Origin of the sequence: Ensifer sp. ENS07 (assembly GCF_014852185.1) — a bacterium.
Taxonomy (GTDB): Bacteria; Pseudomonadota; Alphaproteobacteria; order Rhizobiales; family Rhizobiaceae; genus Ensifer; species Ensifer adhaerens.
In genome coordinates, this window is the sequence record NZ_JACVBE010000001.1 from 326,705 (window position 1) to 343,039 (window position 16,335).

The 16,335-nt window shown below is 63.3% G+C and carries 13 protein-coding genes; 7 read left to right on the forward strand and 6 right to left on the reverse strand.

From position 1 onward, the window contains the following. Positions 1–78 precede the first annotated feature (78 nt). The 4 genes from IB277_RS01535 to IB277_RS01550 all read left to right on the forward strand — a co-directional run bounded on the left by IB277_RS01535 (position 79) and on the right by IB277_RS01550 (position 5,356). On the forward strand, positions 79–2,019 hold the full coding sequence (locus IB277_RS01535) for a DUF2207 domain-containing protein (RefSeq protein WP_089044745.1): 1,941 nt from the start codon (positions 79–81) through the stop codon (positions 2,017–2,019). Positions 2,020–2,131: 112 nt separating this feature from the next. Next, positions 2,132–4,297 carry a glycine--tRNA ligase subunit beta gene (gene glyS / locus IB277_RS01540; protein WP_060516363.1) on the forward strand — a complete coding sequence of 722 codons (2,166 nt, stop codon included), beginning with the start codon at positions 2,132–2,134 and terminating at the stop codon, positions 4,295–4,297. Positions 4,298–4,409: 112 nt separating this feature from the next. Continuing rightward, the gene (locus IB277_RS01545; RefSeq protein WP_090294844.1) at positions 4,410–4,790 is read left to right on the forward strand and encodes a cupin domain-containing protein; all 381 of its coding nucleotides are present in this window, start codon (positions 4,410–4,412) and stop codon (positions 4,788–4,790) included. A gap of 62 nt (positions 4,791–4,852) precedes the next feature. Continuing rightward, complete coding sequence (locus IB277_RS01550) at positions 4,853–5,356, forward strand: DUF523 domain-containing protein (RefSeq protein WP_110818497.1); 504 nt, start codon at positions 4,853–4,855, stop codon at positions 5,354–5,356. A gap of 118 nt (positions 5,357–5,474) precedes the next feature. Here the strand turns inward: IB277_RS01550 and IB277_RS01555 are convergent, their stop codons facing one another. The 5 genes from IB277_RS01555 to IB277_RS01575 all read right to left on the reverse strand — a co-directional run bounded on the left by IB277_RS01555 (position 5,475) and on the right by IB277_RS01575 (position 12,257). Further along, positions 5,475–5,996, reverse strand: a complete 522-nt coding sequence (locus IB277_RS01555) for a plant virulence effector HPE1-like domain-containing protein (protein WP_089044748.1) — start codon at positions 5,994–5,996, stop codon at positions 5,475–5,477. 105 nt (positions 5,997–6,101) lie between these two features. After that, the gene (gene purD / locus IB277_RS01560) at positions 6,102–7,373 is read right to left on the reverse strand and encodes a phosphoribosylamine--glycine ligase (RefSeq protein WP_090294841.1); all 1,272 of its coding nucleotides are present in this window, start codon (positions 7,371–7,373) and stop codon (positions 6,102–6,104) included. Positions 7,374–7,481: 108 nt separating this feature from the next. After that, positions 7,482–9,851, reverse strand: a complete 2,370-nt coding sequence (locus IB277_RS01565) for a bifunctional diguanylate cyclase/phosphodiesterase (protein ID WP_060584114.1) — start codon at positions 9,849–9,851, stop codon at positions 7,482–7,484. Then, positions 9,848–10,888: a PotD/PotF family extracellular solute-binding protein gene (locus tag IB277_RS01570; RefSeq protein WP_090294839.1), complete on the reverse strand. Its 1,041-nt coding sequence runs from the start codon at positions 10,886–10,888 to the stop codon at positions 9,848–9,850. Before IB277_RS01570 ends, IB277_RS01565 begins: the two co-directional genes overlap by 4 nt. Positions 10,889–11,060: 172 nt before the next feature. After that, positions 11,061–12,257 (reverse strand): MFS transporter, encoded by a 1,197-nt coding sequence (locus IB277_RS01575; RefSeq protein ID WP_192370700.1) that lies wholly within the window; start codon positions 12,255–12,257, stop codon positions 11,061–11,063. Positions 12,258–12,366: 109 nt separating this feature from the next. Between IB277_RS01575 and IB277_RS01580 the strand changes: the two genes are divergently transcribed. The 3 genes from IB277_RS01580 (at position 12,367) to ubiA (ending at position 15,193) form a co-directional block, all read left to right on the forward strand. Continuing rightward, entirely contained in the window at positions 12,367–13,182 is an 816-nt protein-coding gene (locus IB277_RS01580; RefSeq protein ID WP_034801113.1) for a helix-turn-helix domain-containing protein, read from the forward strand. 170 nt (positions 13,183–13,352) lie between these two features. Beyond that, positions 13,353–14,159 carry a MipA/OmpV family protein gene (locus tag IB277_RS01585; RefSeq protein WP_051659573.1) on the forward strand — a complete coding sequence of 269 codons (807 nt, stop codon included), beginning with the start codon at positions 13,353–13,355 and terminating at the stop codon, positions 14,157–14,159. A gap of 74 nt (positions 14,160–14,233) precedes the next feature. Beyond that, complete coding sequence (gene ubiA / locus IB277_RS01590) at positions 14,234–15,193, forward strand: 4-hydroxybenzoate octaprenyltransferase (RefSeq protein ID WP_192370701.1); 960 nt, start codon at positions 14,234–14,236, stop codon at positions 15,191–15,193. Between the two features lie 401 nt (positions 15,194–15,594). On the opposite strand, the gene IB277_RS01595 is transcribed toward ubiA, so the two are convergent. Continuing rightward, on the reverse strand, positions 15,595–16,161 hold the full coding sequence (locus tag IB277_RS01595) for a DUF6101 family protein (protein WP_034801118.1): 567 nt from the start codon (positions 16,159–16,161) through the stop codon (positions 15,595–15,597). Between the last annotated feature and the right edge of the window lie 174 nt (positions 16,162–16,335).

A 16,335-nucleotide genomic window follows, 5' to 3' on the forward strand; every position in this document is an offset into this window, starting at 1 on the left:
TTTCCGCGCGCATCCTGTTCTCACCCATAAGAACCGGTCTCGTGTCTTGAACCTCAACCGGAAGAAAGCTTGATCCGCATGGTCCGTTTCGCTGCCGCATTTGCCGTTCTGGTGTTTTTGCTGGCAACGGCAGGCGTCGGTCGGGCGGAGGAGGTCTTCTCCGCCTATCGCTCCGTCATCGATGTCGCAAAGGACGGCACGATGACGGTGACCGAGACGATCACGGCGACGGTCGAGGGCAACAAGATCCGCCGCGGCATCTATCGCGATATGCCTTTGACCTTCACCGACGCGAAGGGCAAGCGCAGCAAGGTCGATTTCAAGCTGCTCTCGGTCGAGCGTGACGGTGAGGAGGAGCCCTATCGCACCGAGACGATCAACGGCGGCATCCGCATCTACACCGGTTCGGCCGAGGTCTTTCTGGAGCGGGGCGAGCATACCTTCCAGTTCACCTACGAGACTGGCCGGCAGATCCGCTTCTTTGACGATCACGACGAACTCTACTGGAACGTCACCGGTACGGAGTGGGATTTCCCGATCGACGAGGCGAGTGCGACCGTGACGCTGCCGGAAGGCGTAAGGGCCGAAGCGCTCGATTACTTCACTGGCGGCTATGGCGCGACCGGCAAGGATGCGCGCGCATCCAGGGACGGCAGCGAAATCTTCTTTGCCACCACCCGACGTCTCGACCCGCGCGAAGGGCTGACGATCGCCATCAAGATGCCGAAGGGCAGCATCGACAGGCCCACCTCCAGCCAGGAAAATGCCTGGTGGCTGCACGACCATCTGGCGCTCGTCATCGCCGGTGCCGGCCTTGCCGTCGTCCTGCTTTACTATAGCCAGGCCTGGCTCAGGGCCGGGCGTGACCCGGACCGCGGCGTCATGGTGCCGCGCTGGGATCCGCCGGAGGGCATCTCACCGGCGCTCGTCAATTACATCGACAACAGGGGCTTTTCCGGTGAGGGCTGGACCGCGTTGTCGGCGGCAGCACTCAATCTCGCGGTCAAGGGCCACGTGGTTCTCGAAGACCTGAAGAACGCCATCGTCATTGCCGCCACCGGCAAGAAACCCGACGAAAAGCTGCCGACCGGCGAGGCGGCCGTGATGAAGGCGGTCAATGCCGCTGGCGGCAAGCTCACCATCGACCGCGCCCATGGCACACGGGTGCAGGCGACCGGCGCTGATTTCCGCAACGCCATGGAGCGCGAGCATCGCGGCAAGTACTACCACGCCAACAGCGGTTACATCGTCGCCGGTGTCATCCTTTCGGTGTTGGCGGTTGCGGCCGTGTTCCTGTTCGGGGATCTCAGCGAGGACAGCCTGCCGCTGGTGATCGTTCCTGTTTTCATCGCCTTCTTCGTCTCGATCCTCGCAGTCTCCTTCGGCAAGTCGCTTCGCCGCGAAAGGAGCCTGATGAGCCGGATCATGTCGATCGTCGTGGTCGCCTTCATCGGCTTCGTCGCCTTCACCATCTTCTCGACCATCCTTGCGGCCGTCTTCTATTCGGCAGCCGAAACCGACGAACTGCCGCTGCTCTTCGTGATCGGTGCGATCGTGCTCGTCAACGTGCTGTTCTTCTTCCTGATGGGTGCGCCGACGCCGCTCGGAACGCGGATGATGGATGGCATCGACGGGCTCAGGCAATACATGACGCTCGCCGAGAAAGACCGGATGAACATGCAAGGCGCGCCCGAAATGTCGCCCCGGCATTTCGAGACGCTGCTCCCTTACGCCGTGGCGCTTGGCGTCGAGAAGCCCTGGACCGAGACCTTCGATCGTTGGCTGCTTGCCGCGGCGGCTGGGGCGGCTGCGGCCGCTGCCTATCAGCCGGGCTGGTATCACGGTGACGGCTTCGGCTCGAGCACCTTCGGCGATCGCATCGGCGGTTTTGCCGGATCCATGGCCGACACGATGACGTCGTCGCTGCCGCCCCCACCCAAATCGTCATCGTCGGGCTTTTCTTCCGGCGGCGGCTTCTCCGGCGGCGGCGGTGGTGGCGGTGGTGGCGGCGGCTGGTAAATCCGCCTCGCACTTGCCCTTGGAAAACCAAATTCATCGCGGCGCTTGGTGACAATCTTGCCAGAGATTGCTAAGTCCGCCGCAACCGTCAGGAACAGAAAAAGTCACTCCCATGCCCGATCTTCTTATCGAACTCCGCTCCGAGGAAATTCCTGCCCGCCTGCAGCGCAAGGCGGCCGGCGACCTCAAGAAGCTGCTGACCGATGCCCTGGTCGAAGCGGGCCTGACCTATGAGGGTGCGCGCGAGTACTGGACACCGCGCCGGCTGACGCTTGACATCCGCGGCCTCAACGCCCGTTCCGCCGATGTTCGCGAAGAGCGCAAGGGTCCGCGCACCGACGCCAACGAGAAGGCGATCGAAGGCTTCCTGCGCGGCGCCGGCCTTTCCTCGATCAGCGAGGCGCACGTCCATAGCGACCCGAAGAAGGGCGACTTCTACGTCGCCCATATCGTCAAGCCGGGCCGTCCCGCCGAAGAGATCATCGCCGAGGCGATGCCGGATATCATCCGCAATTTCCCCTGGCCGAAGCCGATGCGTTCCGGCGTGGCATCGGCCAGGCCCGGCGCACTGCGCTGGGTCCGCCCGCTGCAGTCGATCGTCTGCACCTTCGGGTCGGAAACCGAGGAAACCCATGTGATCCCGTTTGAAGTCGACGGCATCGTCGCCTCGAACGTCACCTATGGTCACCGCTTCCATGCACCGGAAGCGATCACGGTTCGCCGCTTTGCCGACTATGCCGAGAAGCTGGAGAAGGCGAAGGTCGTTCTCGATGGCGAGCGCCGCAAGGAAATGATCCTGGCCGACGCCCGCAATGTCGCCTTCGCCAACGGCCTCGAGCTCGTCGAAGACGAAGGCCTGCTCGAAGAAGTCTCCGGCCTCGTCGAGTGGCCGCAGGTGCTGATGGGCAGCTTCGAGGAAGCCTATCTCGAAATCCCCTCGGAAATCATCCGACTGACGATCAAGACCAACCAGAAGTGCTTCGTCACCCGCGCGCCGGGCGCCGACACGCTCTCCAACAAGTTCATCCTGGTCTCGAACATCGAGGCGAAGGACGGCGGCAAGGAGATCGTGCATGGCAACGGCAAGGTCGTGCGCGCCCGTCTTTCGGACGCAGCGCATTTCTGGCACCGCGACCAGGGCAACTTGCCGGACCTCGAAACGCTGGAAGCATCCGCCAAGAAGTTCAATCTGGACCTCGGCAAGCCGCTCGATCAGCGCATGGCCAAGCTCGATGCGCTGAACGTTACCTTCCATGCCAAGCTCGGCACCCAGGGCGAACGCGTCGCCCGTATCCGCGCGCTTGCTGGTGAACTTGCCAAGGTCACCGGCGCCGACGCCAAGCTCGTCGACCGCGCCGTCGTGCTGGCCAAAGCCGATCTGCGCACTGAAGCCGTCGGCGAATTCCCTGAGCTTCAGGGCATCATGGGGCACAAGTACGCCCTGCTTCAGGGCGAGAACGGATCTGTCGCCACGGCGATCGAGGACCACTGGAAGCCGAATGGTCCCTCTGACCGTGCGCCTACCGATCCGGTGGCAGTGACCGTTGCGCTTGCCGACAAGCTCGACACGCTCGTCGGCTTCTGGGCGATCGACGAAAAGCCCACCGGTTCGAAAGACCCCTTTGCGCTGCGCCGCGCCGCACTCGGCGTGATCCGCCTGATCCTGGAAGGCAAGGCGCGCCTGGCGCTGTTGCCTGTATTCGAAACGGCACTCGTCGCCCTGCGCGCGCAGAAGCCGGCGCTTGCGGACGACATTTCGGCCGATCTGCTCTCCTTCTTCCATGATCGCCTCAAGGTCTATCTGCGCGACCTCGGCGCCCGTCACGACCTGATCGACGCCGTGCTGACGCCGGAAGCCGACGACCTGCTGATGATCGCCCGCCGCGTGGAAGCGCTGACCGCCTTCATCACCGACGAGGAAGGCCGCAACCTCTTGGCCGGCACCAAGCGCGCCACCCAGATCCTCGCAGCCGAAGAGAAGAAGGGCACCGCCGTCGCCGACGCCGTCGATGCCGGCCTCTTCCGTCTCGACGCCGAGAAGGCGCTGCACCAGGCTGTCGAAATTGCTTCGGCTGAAGCACGCGATGCGATCGCCAAGGAAGACTTCCGTTCGGCCATGGAAGCGCTGGCCAAGCTGCGCGAACCGGTCGACCAGTTCTTCAACGACGTACTCGTCAATGACGATGATGCGGCAATCCGTGCGAACCGTCTGGCGCTGCTCGGCCTGATCCGCTCGGCCACCGGCACGGTCGCGGACTTCTCGAAGATCGTCGGCTAAGGCCGGGTCGCCGCCGGGAGACCGGCGGCCTCACACCCGCGCACAAACGTTCAAGCGGCTCGCTGCCCGGCGACCTATATGCTGTCTCCATCACGCAAGATGGAGACAGCCGATGACTATCGCGACAAAGGCCTACAAGCCGATCAATTTTGCCGAAAAACTCTCGCTCTTCAGCGATCAATGGCAACCGCGCGTTCTTGCCGAACTCAACGACTACCAGTTCAAGATCGTGCGCATCGAGGGCGACTTCATCTGGCACGATCACAAGGATACCGACGAGGCCTTCATCGTCATCGAGGGCACGCTGCGGATCGATTTTCGCGACGGGTCCGTGACGCTCGGTCCCGGCGAAATGTACGTCGTGCCGAAGGGCGTCGAACACAAGCCCTATGCGGAGCACGAGGTGAAGATGCTCTTGATCGAGCCGCGCGGCACGCTCAACACCGGGCATGAGGGTGGCGAACGCACCGCGCAAAACGACCGCTGGATCTGATCCCTTGTCCGGGCACTGCGATCGCGCTTGCTGACCGGCAGGGCGCCGGAGTAGAGAAAGGCATGCCCGCAAAAATTCTCGTCAGCGCCTGCCTCATGGGCCATGCCGTCCGCTACGACGGCCAGTCGAAGCCGCTCCTGCACCCGGCGATAGACCGCTGGCGCGCGGAAGGCCGTCTCGTGACCATCTGTCCGGAAATGTCGGCCGGCATGCCGGTGCCGCGTCCGCCGGCCGAGATCGCCGCCGGCGCTGTCGGCAAGGACGTGCTCGCCGGCAAGGCGAGGGTGGTGGAGATAGACGGCGGCGACGTCACCGAGGGGTTCATACAGGCTGCCGAAAACGCTCTTTCGCTTGCCAGGCAAGCCGACTGTCGCTTCGCGCTCCTGATCGATGGCAGCCCGTCCTGCGGGTCGGGTTTCGTCTATGACGGGAGCTTTTCCGGCGCGCGCCATCCGGGTGAAGGCGTAACGGCCGCCTTGCTCCTCGCCAACGGCGTCGAAGTCTATTCTGACAGACAGATAGAGGCGCTGGTCACGCGGATCGATGAATTGGAAGGCTCGCAATAAAAAGATTGCGCCCCCGCTTCTCTCAGGGGCGCAATCTCTCGCTCTTACAGCGATACGCCCGTCAGCCTTTAAATGCAGGGGACGGCTGAGCGGGGCAGGGAACTTTCCCGATAGGTGATCAGTCTAGCCGAAGTTCGAGGGTGGACGGATCAAAATCCTGTGAGCTCTCGTCGGCCACGGGCACAGCCACCATGGACGCGCCGATCGGGGTCACCGCGGCGGTCTTTGCGGTCTGATCGATGGAAAGAAACTCCGGCCTGGAAGCCTGCGGGTTCTGGTCGTTTGCGATGTTCGAGACGGTCACCGTTGCAGCATCGTCGGTTTCGGCCGCGGCCGTCTTGATCATCTCGTGGGACGGCTTGCTGACGAACACCACCGGCGATCCGCCGAGCCAGGCCTCGGTGCGCACCATCTTCATCTCGCCGTTGATTTTCTTGAGCTCGATCGTCTCGTCGCCCGCCGCGATCGTCGGGACGACGTAGGTGACCTTCTTCCGCGACTGCAACGGCGGGCAATCGGCGCAGGAAACCGTGGAGACGCTGGCATTGTCGGTCGTGCCGGAGGCGATCGCTTCGATCGACGACGCCGCGGCGTTGCCAGCAGCAAGCCCAAGGACGGTGGTGATCAGCAACAGGCGCATCGTTTTTCTCCCGGATCGGTACCGGCGAGAATATGCACGCTCCCTTACTTTCCCGTCAGGAGAATTGGTAAAAATAGAATGATCCGCGAATTGACCGGTTTCCAGTCAGGCCTTCTCGCGCGCAACCGCGCGCCAGCCGATATCGTGCCGGTAGAAGCCGTTGTCCCAGGAAACGGCCGACAGCGCCGCGTAGGCCCTGTCCTTGGCCGTGCCGGCACTTGCCCCTGTCGCCGTGATGTTGAGCACACGGCCACCGGTTGCGACCAGGCCTCCGTCCTTCATCGCTGTGCCGGCGTGGAACACCTTGGTGGTGTCGGATGCTGCGGGGAGGGCGTCAATCGGCGTGTTCTTCGCGTAGCTGCCCGGATAGCCCTTGGAGGCCATCACGACGGTCAGCGCCGTCTCGTCGCGCCATTCCACAGTCATGCCGGCGAGCGTGCCGGTCGCCGCGGCATAGAGAAGCGGCAGAAGATCGCTCTTCATGCGCATCATCAGCACCTGGCATTCCGGGTCGCCGAAGCGGACGTTGTATTCGATGAGTTCCGGTCCTTTGGCGGTGATCATCAGCCCGGCAAAGAACACGCCGGAGAAGGGATGGCCGCTTTCCGCCATGCCGCGCATCGTCGGCTCGATGATTTCCTTCATCGTGCGCTCGATCATCTCTGACGTCATGACCGGGGCCGGCGAGTAGGCGCCCATGCCGCCGGTGTTCGGTCCGGTATCGCCGTCGCCGACGCGCTTGTGGTCCTGGGCCGACGCGAGCGCCAGCGCCGTTTTGCCGTCTGAGAGGCAGAAGAAGCTTGCCTCCTCGCCATCGAGATAGGCTTCTACGACCACTTCGGCGCCGGCGGCGCCAAAGGCGCCGGCGAAACAGTCGTCGACGGCGGCGAGCGCCTCGTCGAGCGTCATAGCGACGGTGACACCCTTGCCGGCGGCGAGACCATCGGCCTTGATGACGATCGGTGCGCCCTGTTCACGCACATAGATCTTGGCGCTCTCCGCATCGGTGAAGCGGCCATAGGCGCCGGTCGGAATATCGTAGCGGGCGCAGAGATCCTTGGTGAAGCCCTTGGAGCCTTCAAGCTGGGCGGCGGAGGCAGAGGGGCCGAAGACGGCGATATCGGCTGCGCGCAGCACGTCGGCGATACCGGCGACCAGTGGACCCTCAGGTCCGACCACGACGAAATCGATCGCCTCCTTGCGGCAGAAGTCGGCGACCGCTGCATGGTCGTCCGTGTCGAGCGCGATGATTTCCGCTTCTTCGGCGATGCCGGGATTGCCCGGTGCGGCATAAAGCTTCGTCAGTTTCGGCGACTGCGCGATCTTCCATGCAAGGGCGTGTTCGCGCCCACCCGATCCGATCAGAAGAACCTTCATTGCAGCCCCCGATATCCCGAAAAATGTTGCGCTGCGGTTAGGACGGCAGGGCGGCAAGGTCAAGGGAAAACGGGAGTTCGGGCGGCGATTCTCGCAATCGCCACCATCTCAGGCGATGGCCTGGCGGCTCTGTTGCTCGTCCAGCGCTTCGTCGTGCGCATAACGCGCGGTGCGTGTCAGCGCCCAGATCGCCAGATCCTCGATCGGCAGCGGCTTGCTGATGAGGTAGCCCTGGAACAGGTCGCAGCCGGCAGCCGTCAGCATGGAGAGTTTCTCCGGCGTGTCGATGCCTTCGCCGACGACCGCGACGTCCTTGGCGTGGCAGAGCGCGATCAGCGCCTTCAATACCGGCAGGGAATGCGACGCGGTGAGGTTCGACACCAGCGCCCGGTCGAGCTTGATGGTATCGGCGGTGTATTCGATGATCTGCTGCACGGACGTGTAGCCGGCGCCGAAATCGTCGATCGAAAGCCGGAAGCCGTTCTGGCGGAGCGCATCGATGTTGCGGCGAAGCTGGTCGCTGAACTTGACGGCGAAGGTTTCGGTAAGCTCGATCTCGATCGAGCGTGCCTCCAGCCCATGCCGTTCCAGGCAGTCGGCGAAGTGGTCGGCGATCGCCTTGGAATGCAGTTCGGCCGAGGAAATGTTGATGGCGAGCACTGTTTCGGGGCCGAACAGGGCCTTCAACTGGCCGCAGTCGGACATCGCCTTGTTGATCACCCACCAGTCGATCTTGGTGAAGAGCCCTGAGCTTTCGGCGATCGGCACGAATTCATCCGGGGTGACATTGCCGAGCACCGGCGAGTACCAGCGCAGCAGCGCCTCGCAGCCGGTGACCCGGCCCTCGGTATCGACCATCGGCATGTAGACGAGGTGGAACTGTTCGTCCGGATCGAGCGAGCGCAGCTCGTCCTGGATCTGGCGCAGCCGCGTGCGCTTGTCGTGAAGCGCGCGCGAGTAGCGGGCGGAGCGGTTCTTGCCGCTGGTCTTGGCCTGATACATTGCCGCATCGGCATTCGCGATCAGTTCGGTGAGGTTGGTGGCGTCATCCGGGCAGATCGCAGCGCCGATGCTTGCGGTCACCGGATAACGCTTGTCGGAGACTTCGAAGCCGTCCTCGAACAGCGAGAGGATGGCGCCCGAGATTTCCCGGACCGTTCCGTCGCCCGGGCGCGAGCGCACCAGCACGGCGAATTCGTCGCCCGAAAGGCGCGCGAGGATCGCCGGCCTTTGGCCGCGGCGCTCGGTGATCACGTCGACCCGCTCGGCGATGCGGGCCGCCAAGGTTTTCAGGAGTTCGTCGCCGATCTCGTGACCATGCTTGTCGTTGACGAACTTGAAGTTGTCGATGTCGATGAACAGCAGGCTGCACTTCTCGCCGGCCGCGATCGCCTCGCGAACGACGCCGGCGGCGAGTGCGTTGAAGTGGCCACGGTTGCTGATCCCGGTCAGCGTATCGGTCCAGGAGCTGCGCTGCACGAGCTTCAGCGATTGCACCGACTGGCGGTGCAGTTCGCGGATGTTTTCGGTGAGGCGCCCGATCTCGCCCTTTTCTTCCATATCGCGGATTTCGTCGCGCGCACCCACCATCACGGCCATCACATTGGCGTCGAGAGTGGCGATCGGATCGGTGATGAAGCGGCGGATCAACATGATGATCAGCCAGATCGAGAACAGGCTCATGGCGACGGCGCCGAGCGCCAGCAGGATTTTCTGCCGCGCCATCAGCGCGTCGAAATGCTCGCTCGAAACGGTGAGCGTCGCATAGAGCGAAGGTCCGAGATGCACGCTTGCCGAAAGGTCGTCGGTGATGGCCTGCGGCCAGGGCTGCAGAACGATGTCGGATCCGTATTCCTTTTTCAGCGCCTGCTGCATGTCGAGGAAGCGGTCGGGCTGGATCGCGACCTGGACGAGCAGGGCGTTCGATTTCTTGCTCGGCAACGGCCGGGTAAAGGCAATGGGGTCGAGGAAGAAGGAATAGACGATGCGCGGTCTCTGGCCCGCTTCGTAGAGATAGGTCCAGTCGGCGAGCTTGTCTTCGCGGATCAGCCGGCGGGCGAGGTTGAGCTGTGCCTCGTCGATCTCGGCGAACGGATCCCAGCTGTTTTCAAAATAGTATTCGGACTTGAGTTCCGAACTCAGAAGCGCGAGCGAAACATAGCCCGTCGGATCGTCGAGCAGCGATTTGACGCTCTCCTGCAGCCGGACGCCGAGCGCATTGGCCCTGTAGCTCGCATCGGTTTCGGACACGTACTGGCGCAGCGAATTGCCGTTCAGCAGCGCATTGAGAAAGCCCTTGCTGCGGCCGATCTCGTTCTGGAAGACGGCGGCCGCATGTTCAAGGCGCTGCGACAGCTTGGCATGCTCGAGCGCGCGAATGGAGCGGCTCTGCGTGACGTGGACCGAGACCGCCGCCAGCAGATAGCCGGCAAGCACCACGGGAAAGATCAGGATGAGCGCGCGTTTGCCGAGGTTCACTGGAAATTCGCCAATGTGCTGATGATACGCCGGCGCAGTTGCACCGACTCTGTGGACAGTTCCTGTTGATACTGGCTCTTGGCCAGAATGTCGGGCGAGGGGTAGATCGCCGGGTCGGAGCGAACCTCTTCCGGCAGGAGTGCGTGGGCCGCCCGGCTTGCCGTCGGCATGTTGAGCGCCAGCGCGTTGGCGGCGGCACTTCCTGGCGAACCGAGATAGTCGAGCAGCGCCAGCGCCCGATCCTTGTTTTGCGAATTGGCAACGACGGACATGCAGTCGAGCCAGGAGAGTGTGCCTTCCTTCGGAACCGCATAACGCCACACGCCAGGGGTGCCGGCCTTGGTGTTCAGCACGTGCTGGTCGCCGCTGTAGCCGAGCGCCATGTAGATGTCCTTGCTGACTGCAGGGTTCTGGATCGCGCTGATGATGTATTCGTAGGTGAGCACCGAAGGGGCCTGTTCCTTCATCAGCGTAAAGGCGGCCTTCAGCGTGCTGCTGTCGTTGGTATTGATCGATTGGCCGAGCAGCATCAACGGGGCGACGAAGGCCTCGTTGTGGTCGTCGTACATGGCCACATGCTTGGCAAGCGCAGCGGCAGGGCGCATCAGATCCTGCCAGGAGGTCGGCGCTTCGGCTAAGACGTCGGAACGGTAGAGAATGCCCATCGTACCCCAGAGATAGGGCAGGCCCCGGCCGGAGCAGCGCTTGCGCCAGCTCTCGTCATAGTCCCTGAGCGAGGCGACGTTGGTCTCGTCGATTTTTTCGAGAACGCCCTTGCGACCGAAGAGGGCGGCGCTGTTTTCGCCGGTCACCACCAGGTCGACGCGGCTGTTCGGATCGGCCAGCACCTCGTCGCGGGTATCGCCGCTGTCGTAATAGACCTGGTGCACTGACACGCCTGTAATCGACGACCAGCGGTCGAGGATCTTCTGGTCGATATAGGATTCCCAGATGAGCAGGTTCAGGGTCTCGGCCGGTGCCGCCGTTGCAAAGAGCAACGTCGCCAGTAAGGCCGGAATCGCCGTTCGCCCCTGCATTGTGTACCCCTGCCCAAGCCCGTCAGACGACCGTAGCGCGCAAAAATTGATGAATGATTACGTAGGGCTGCGACGAGTGGCCGGGGTGCCGCGTGCCGTTTGCCGAGCAGAAGAAAACCGGGCGCCGCATGGCGGCGCCCTGTCCGATTTTCTGTTTTTTCTGCCGGAGCGGCTATCGCGTCGGGATCTTCGGCAGGAGGATCGTCAGGATGCCGAGCAGCGGCAGATAGGAGCAGATCGTGTAGACGAACTCGATGCCCTGCCGGTCGGCGAAGATGCCGAGTACGGCAGCGCCCATACCGCCGAAACCGAAGGCGAACCCGAAGAAGACGCCGGCAATCAGTCCGACGCGACCGGGAACCAGCTCCTGGGCGAAGACGACGATCGCCGAGAAGGCCGAGGAGAAGATCAGGCCGATGATGACGGAGAGCACGCCGGTCCAGAAGAGGTTCGCATAGGGCAGCATCAGCGCGAAGGGGATGACGCCGAGGATCGAGAACCAGATGACGAAGCGGGCGCCGTAGCGGTCGCCGATCGGGCCGCCGAGGAAGGTCCCGGCTGCGGCAGCGCCCAGGAACAGGAACAGCATCAACTGCGCCTGCTGTACGTCGATACCAAATTTCTCGATGACGAAGAAGGTGAAGTAGCTGGAGATGCTCGCCATGTAGACGTTCTTGGTGGCCGTCAAAAGCACGAGCACGGCAACAGCCCACATCACCCGGCCCTTCGGCAGAGGCAGCGCCCGGCTCGGCGCAGCGCGGCTCATGGTCGTGCGGCGATGGCGGACATACCAGGTGCTGACCCAGGAGAGCACGAAGAAGCCGATGATCGCGACGATCGAGAACCAGCTGAGGCTGCCCTGGCCGAAGGGGATGACGATGAAGGCGGCGAGCAGCGGACCCATGGCGCTGCCGGCATTGCCGCCCACCTGGAACAGCGACTGCGCCAGGCCATGGCGGCCGCCGGAGGCGAGGCGCGCGATGCGGGAGGACTCCGGATGGAAGATCGCCGAGCCGACGCCGATCAGGCTGGCAGCAACCAGAAGGACCCAGAAATCATGCGCATTTGCGAGCAGGATCAGGCCGCTGCAGGTCGACAGCATGGCAAGCGGCAGGGAATAGGGCAGGGCCCAGCGGTCGGTGATGATGCCGACGGCCGGCTGCAGCATCGATGCCGTCAGCTGGAAGGTAAAGGTCAGGAGGCCGATCTGCACGAAGTCGAGCGAGTAGTTCGCCTTCAGCAGCGGATAGAGTGCCGTCAGCAGCGACTGCATGATGTCGTTCAGCATATGGCAGAAGCTGACTGCCAGGATGACGGAGAAAGCCGTCTTCTCCGGGGAGAACCCGGAAGTTGAAGTCACGGTAGACATGGGTGATTCCTTGCCGTCTCGAAGGTTGTGTGCGGCGTGGCCTATCTCTACTGAGGTTGCGGTTGGCCTGCTTTTGTGATCTGGTCGATTTCTTTCGTGAGTGGGCCAAATGCCGATCCGCCGATATCCGCTGCCGCAGCTTCCCGATGACGATCACTTCCGGAACCTCGACTGGGTCGAGACGGGAAACGCCCCGGTGCTCGCGCTCGGACGGGATTACAATGCCGGCCTCCTCGTGCCTTTTCACAAACACACCCGGACCCAGCTGTGGTGGGCGCGCGGCGGCGTCGTGCTGATGCGCACCGAGCGCGGGCGGTGGATGGTGCCGCCCGGCCACGCTTTGTTGATCCCGGCGGGCGTGGAGCATTCGGCCGAGATGATCAGCGACGTGCGCATGCACTCGATCTATTTCGCGCCGGACCTTTTGCGCGCCGAGCGGCCGATGGTCATGGAAATCAACCCGCTGGCCGGCAGCCTCGTCGATGCGCTCGTCAGCGTAGAGAACGAGGCGATGTCGGAGCGGCGCGAACAACTGGTGACTGATCTGCTTTTGGAGGAAATCGGCCGGCTGCAGGAGCGCCCACTCGGCCTGCCGTTCCCGCGCGACGAAAAGCTTGCGGCGCTCTGCCGGCAATTCCTGCAGGCGCCGTCGGCGGCCGCAAGCATCGACCAGTGGGCCGACAGGCTGGGTCTCAGCCGCCGCTCGTTCACGCGGCTGTTTCGCAACGAGACGGGCGTCAGCTTCGTCACCTGGCGCCAGCAGGCCTGCATCTTCGCCTCGCTGCCGCTTCTGGCCGACGGCGAGCCGATCATCAATGTGGCGCTCGATGCCGGTTATGAGAACGTCGCGGCCTTTACGACGATGTTCCGCCGCATGCTCGGCAGCCCGCCGAGCGTCTATCTGAAGACCTATCTCGGCCAGTGACCGCGGGCAGCTACGGCGCTCATGGGAAACGAAAGCTGAATTGACCTGGTTAACGGAATCGTAGGAACAAGGGCCAATAACTCGCCCTGTGCCGTTCCTGCCCACTCCCTCCTTCGGCCCGACGGCACGGCCAATTTCGCCCCGGCGAATGAATCTTCCGGAGTTGTTTCTTGCGTATCCGTTCTCTTGTTTTCCTTTCTGGAACCCTTTTGCTGTCGGCAAATGCCGCCTCCGCCGGTGACGGCCAACATTTCTGGTCCGGTGACTGGTACCTGAAGGTCGGCGCCACCGGCTTTTACGGCCCGAAATACGAAGGCGCTTCCAAGCGCATGTTCCAGGCGGCCCCGCTGATCTCGCTCGGCAAGGCCGGCAGCACGGTCCGCTTCTCCTCGCGCAACGACAACATGTCCTATGCGCTGGTCGACCAGGGCAGCTTCCGCGCCGGTCTCGTCGGAAAGCTGATTTTCGAACGCGATGCCGGCACGTCCAGCGACCTCAAGGGACTTGATCCGGTCAAGTTCGGCGGTGAAGCCGGCGGCTTTGCCGAGGTCTACCCGACCGACTGGCTGCGTGTGCGCGCCGAAGTCCGCCAGGGTATCCGCAGTCACCACGGCGTCGTTGCCGATGTCGCGGCGGACGCCTTTGCCGATGTCAGCAGCAATGTCCGCATTTCCGGCGGCCCGCGCCTGTCGGCAGCCAGCAGCGGCTACTACACGGCCTATTACGGCGTGAATGATCGCGAGGCGACGGCCTCCGGTCTCAGCAACTATACCCCGCATGGCGGCGTCGGCTCGGCCGGTGTCGGTGCTGCGATCACTTGGCAGGCAACCGAAAAGCTCGAGACGAGCGCCTATGCCGAATACAAGCGCCTGCTTGGCCCGGCGGCCGATTCCAGCCTCGTTCGCGAACGCGGCAGCCGCAACCAGGTTCTCGTCGGTCTGTCGGCCACCTACCGCTTCGACTTCACGCTTCCCTGATCAGGCGTTTTCCTCCCGTGGTCGGCGGCGATCTCGCCGCTTGACCGGCCGGGCCTGCGGCGTCAAACAGGGATATGAACACAATCTCTGCCGATTCCGGCCGCGTTCAGGACGCGCCGTCCAACAACTGGGTCTATCGCGTGCTGCCGCGTGCGCTCTGGCCCTATGCGCAGCTTGCCCGCTGGGACCGTCCGATCGGCTGGCAATTGCTGCTGCTGCCTTGCCTCTGGTCCGTGGCCCTGGCGTCGGGTGTGTCGGCGAGTGCCGGTCAATTCTCCTTCGGCCGCTTCCTGTTCCATTGCTTCCTGTTCACTGTCGGCGCCATCGCCATGCGTGGTGCTGGCTGCACCTACAACGATATCGTCGATCACGACATCGACATGGAGGTTGCCCGTACCCGCTCGCGGCCGCTGCCGTCGGGGCGTGTCTCGCGCCTTCAGGCCAAGGTGTTCACGGTGCTGCAGGCACTTGTCGGCCTTGTCGTGCTGCTGCAGTTCAACACCTTCTCGATCGTGCTCGGCATCCTGTCGCTGGCGATCGTCGCGATCTATCCCTTCGCCAAGCGGTTTACCGACTGGCCGCAGTTCTTTCTGGGATTGGCGTTTTCCTGGGGCGCGCTGATGGGCTGGGCGACCGAATTCGGCACGTTGTCGGTTGCCGCCGTTCTGCTTTACGGCGCGGCCATCGCCTGGACGATCGGTTACGACACGATCTACGCTTACCAGGACAAGGAGGACGATGAACTGATCGGCGTGCGCTCGACGGCGCGGCGTTTCGGTGAAAACCCGCGCCCCTGGCTGATCGGCCTTTATGGCATCGCGACGCTGCTCGTCCTTCTGTCGTTCGTCGCAGCCGGCGCCGGTGCCGTCGCCTATGTCGGCCTCCTGATTGCAGCAGCGATGCTGACCTATCAGAGCCTCGTCCTGAACATCCATGATCCTGCACAGTGCCTGGCGCTGTTCAAGTTCAACAGCATCGTCGGTCTGATCGTCTTCGCCGGGCTGGTGCTGGCGCTTCTCCTGCGCCTGATATGAAAAATCCTCCGTTGCGGCGGAGGATCGTCTTCATTGCCCCATGGTCGGCCCGCCTGTTGCGGGCCGCAAAAATCTCAGGCCCAGCTGATGTCGCGGGCGGCCTTGCGCTTCCTCGCCTCGTGACGCGCACGGAAGCTGGACAGGACGGCGGCAACGACTGAGGCGATGTGCTTGCGCATCGGGTTTCTCCTTCTTTCGTGGTCTTGGCTATGCAGCCCATATGGCACGAAGAAGGCGACGCAACTGTTTCCGGGGGAACATTCGGTAAATCGTCGGGGGAGGCGGCGACGACCCCAGTGCATGCGTGCACGAAGAAAATGTCCCGACAGATCTGACCTCGCCAAACGCGACAGCCGGCCGCAGGGAACGGCCGGCTGTCGCGCTGGAGGTAGGCTCTTCAATCAGCTGCGGGCGATGATCTCGCGCCCGTCGATCTTCATGTGTACGCCAAGCGTGCCGGTGGAGCGGCGCACGAGGAAGCGCGGGCGGCGCTCTGCGAAGAAGGAGTGGCGGCGGCGCGGCTTGACGGGCGCGGTGCGCACGTCGCCAAGGTGCTCTTCGAGCGGCCTTGCCACGCCATCCGCTTCGACCATGAGCATCGGAATGCGATAAGCTTCTGCCCAGGCGCGCCAGTCGGCTGCGATGTCGGACAGGTCGTGTGCGACGAGCAGCGGGACACAGAGGTCCGGGTCGTCGTGATGAAGTTCCAGCGTCACTGTAACGTCTCCGTCGCCGTGATCGATCGCGCGAGCCGCGACCCCCTTGAATGCGCGCGCCGGCAGTGCGATCGAAAGCGGCAGGCCGCTCGATGGTAGCACCTTGCGCAGAACCGCGCCACGCTCGTCCAGGCTGATCGTGACATTACCGGTGTGACCGCGCAAGGCGTAGCTCGCCTGCTGTGGAAAGCGCTGCGGATCAAGACGGAGCGTGTTTTCGACCCATGCGGGTTGAGAGAGTGTGTTGCGCATTTCAATCGCCCTTGTTTTTCCTTGAGAGCCGGTTTCCGGTCTTCTCGTCGGGACTTTTCGTCCTCTATGAGCGGGAGAATAGGCGGCGCCCTTTCCGAACGACTTAAAATTCGCGGTTAAGAAAACTTTGCGTTTCTCGATGGTTAGCAAAAGCCGACCGGTCAGGGTTTCCGT

What these genes read in the sequence shown, in the direction of transcription:
- IB277_RS01535 (WP_089044745.1), top strand. Translation starts at nt 79, where the DNA reads ATGGTCCGTTTCGCTGCCGCATTTGCCGTTCTGGTGTTTTTGCTGGCA.
- glyS (WP_060516363.1), top strand. Translation starts at nt 2,132, where the DNA reads ATGCCCGATCTTCTTATCGAACTCCGCTCCGAGGAAATTCCTGCCCGC.
- IB277_RS01545 (WP_090294844.1), top strand. Translation starts at nt 4,410, where the DNA reads ATGACTATCGCGACAAAGGCCTACAAGCCGATCAATTTTGCCGAAAAA.
- IB277_RS01550 (WP_110818497.1), top strand. Translation starts at nt 4,853, where the DNA reads ATGCCCGCAAAAATTCTCGTCAGCGCCTGCCTCATGGGCCATGCCGTC.
- IB277_RS01555 (WP_089044748.1), bottom strand. Translation starts at nt 5,996, where the DNA reads ATGCGCCTGTTGCTGATCACCACCGTCCTTGGGCTTGCTGCTGGCAAC.
- purD (WP_090294841.1), bottom strand. Translation starts at nt 7,373, where the DNA reads ATGAAGGTTCTTCTGATCGGATCGGGTGGGCGCGAACACGCCCTTGCA.
- IB277_RS01570 (WP_090294839.1), bottom strand. Translation starts at nt 10,888, where the DNA reads ATGCAGGGGCGAACGGCGATTCCGGCCTTACTGGCGACGTTGCTCTTT.
- IB277_RS01575 (WP_192370700.1), bottom strand. Translation starts at nt 12,257, where the DNA reads ATGTCTACCGTGACTTCAACTTCCGGGTTCTCCCCGGAGAAGACGGCT.
- IB277_RS01580 (WP_034801113.1), top strand. Translation starts at nt 12,367, where the DNA reads ATGCCGATCCGCCGATATCCGCTGCCGCAGCTTCCCGATGACGATCAC.
- ubiA (WP_192370701.1), top strand. Translation starts at nt 14,234, where the DNA reads ATGAACACAATCTCTGCCGATTCCGGCCGCGTTCAGGACGCGCCGTCC.
- IB277_RS01595 (WP_034801118.1), bottom strand. Translation starts at nt 16,161, where the DNA reads ATGCGCAACACACTCTCTCAACCCGCATGGGTCGAAAACACGCTCCGT.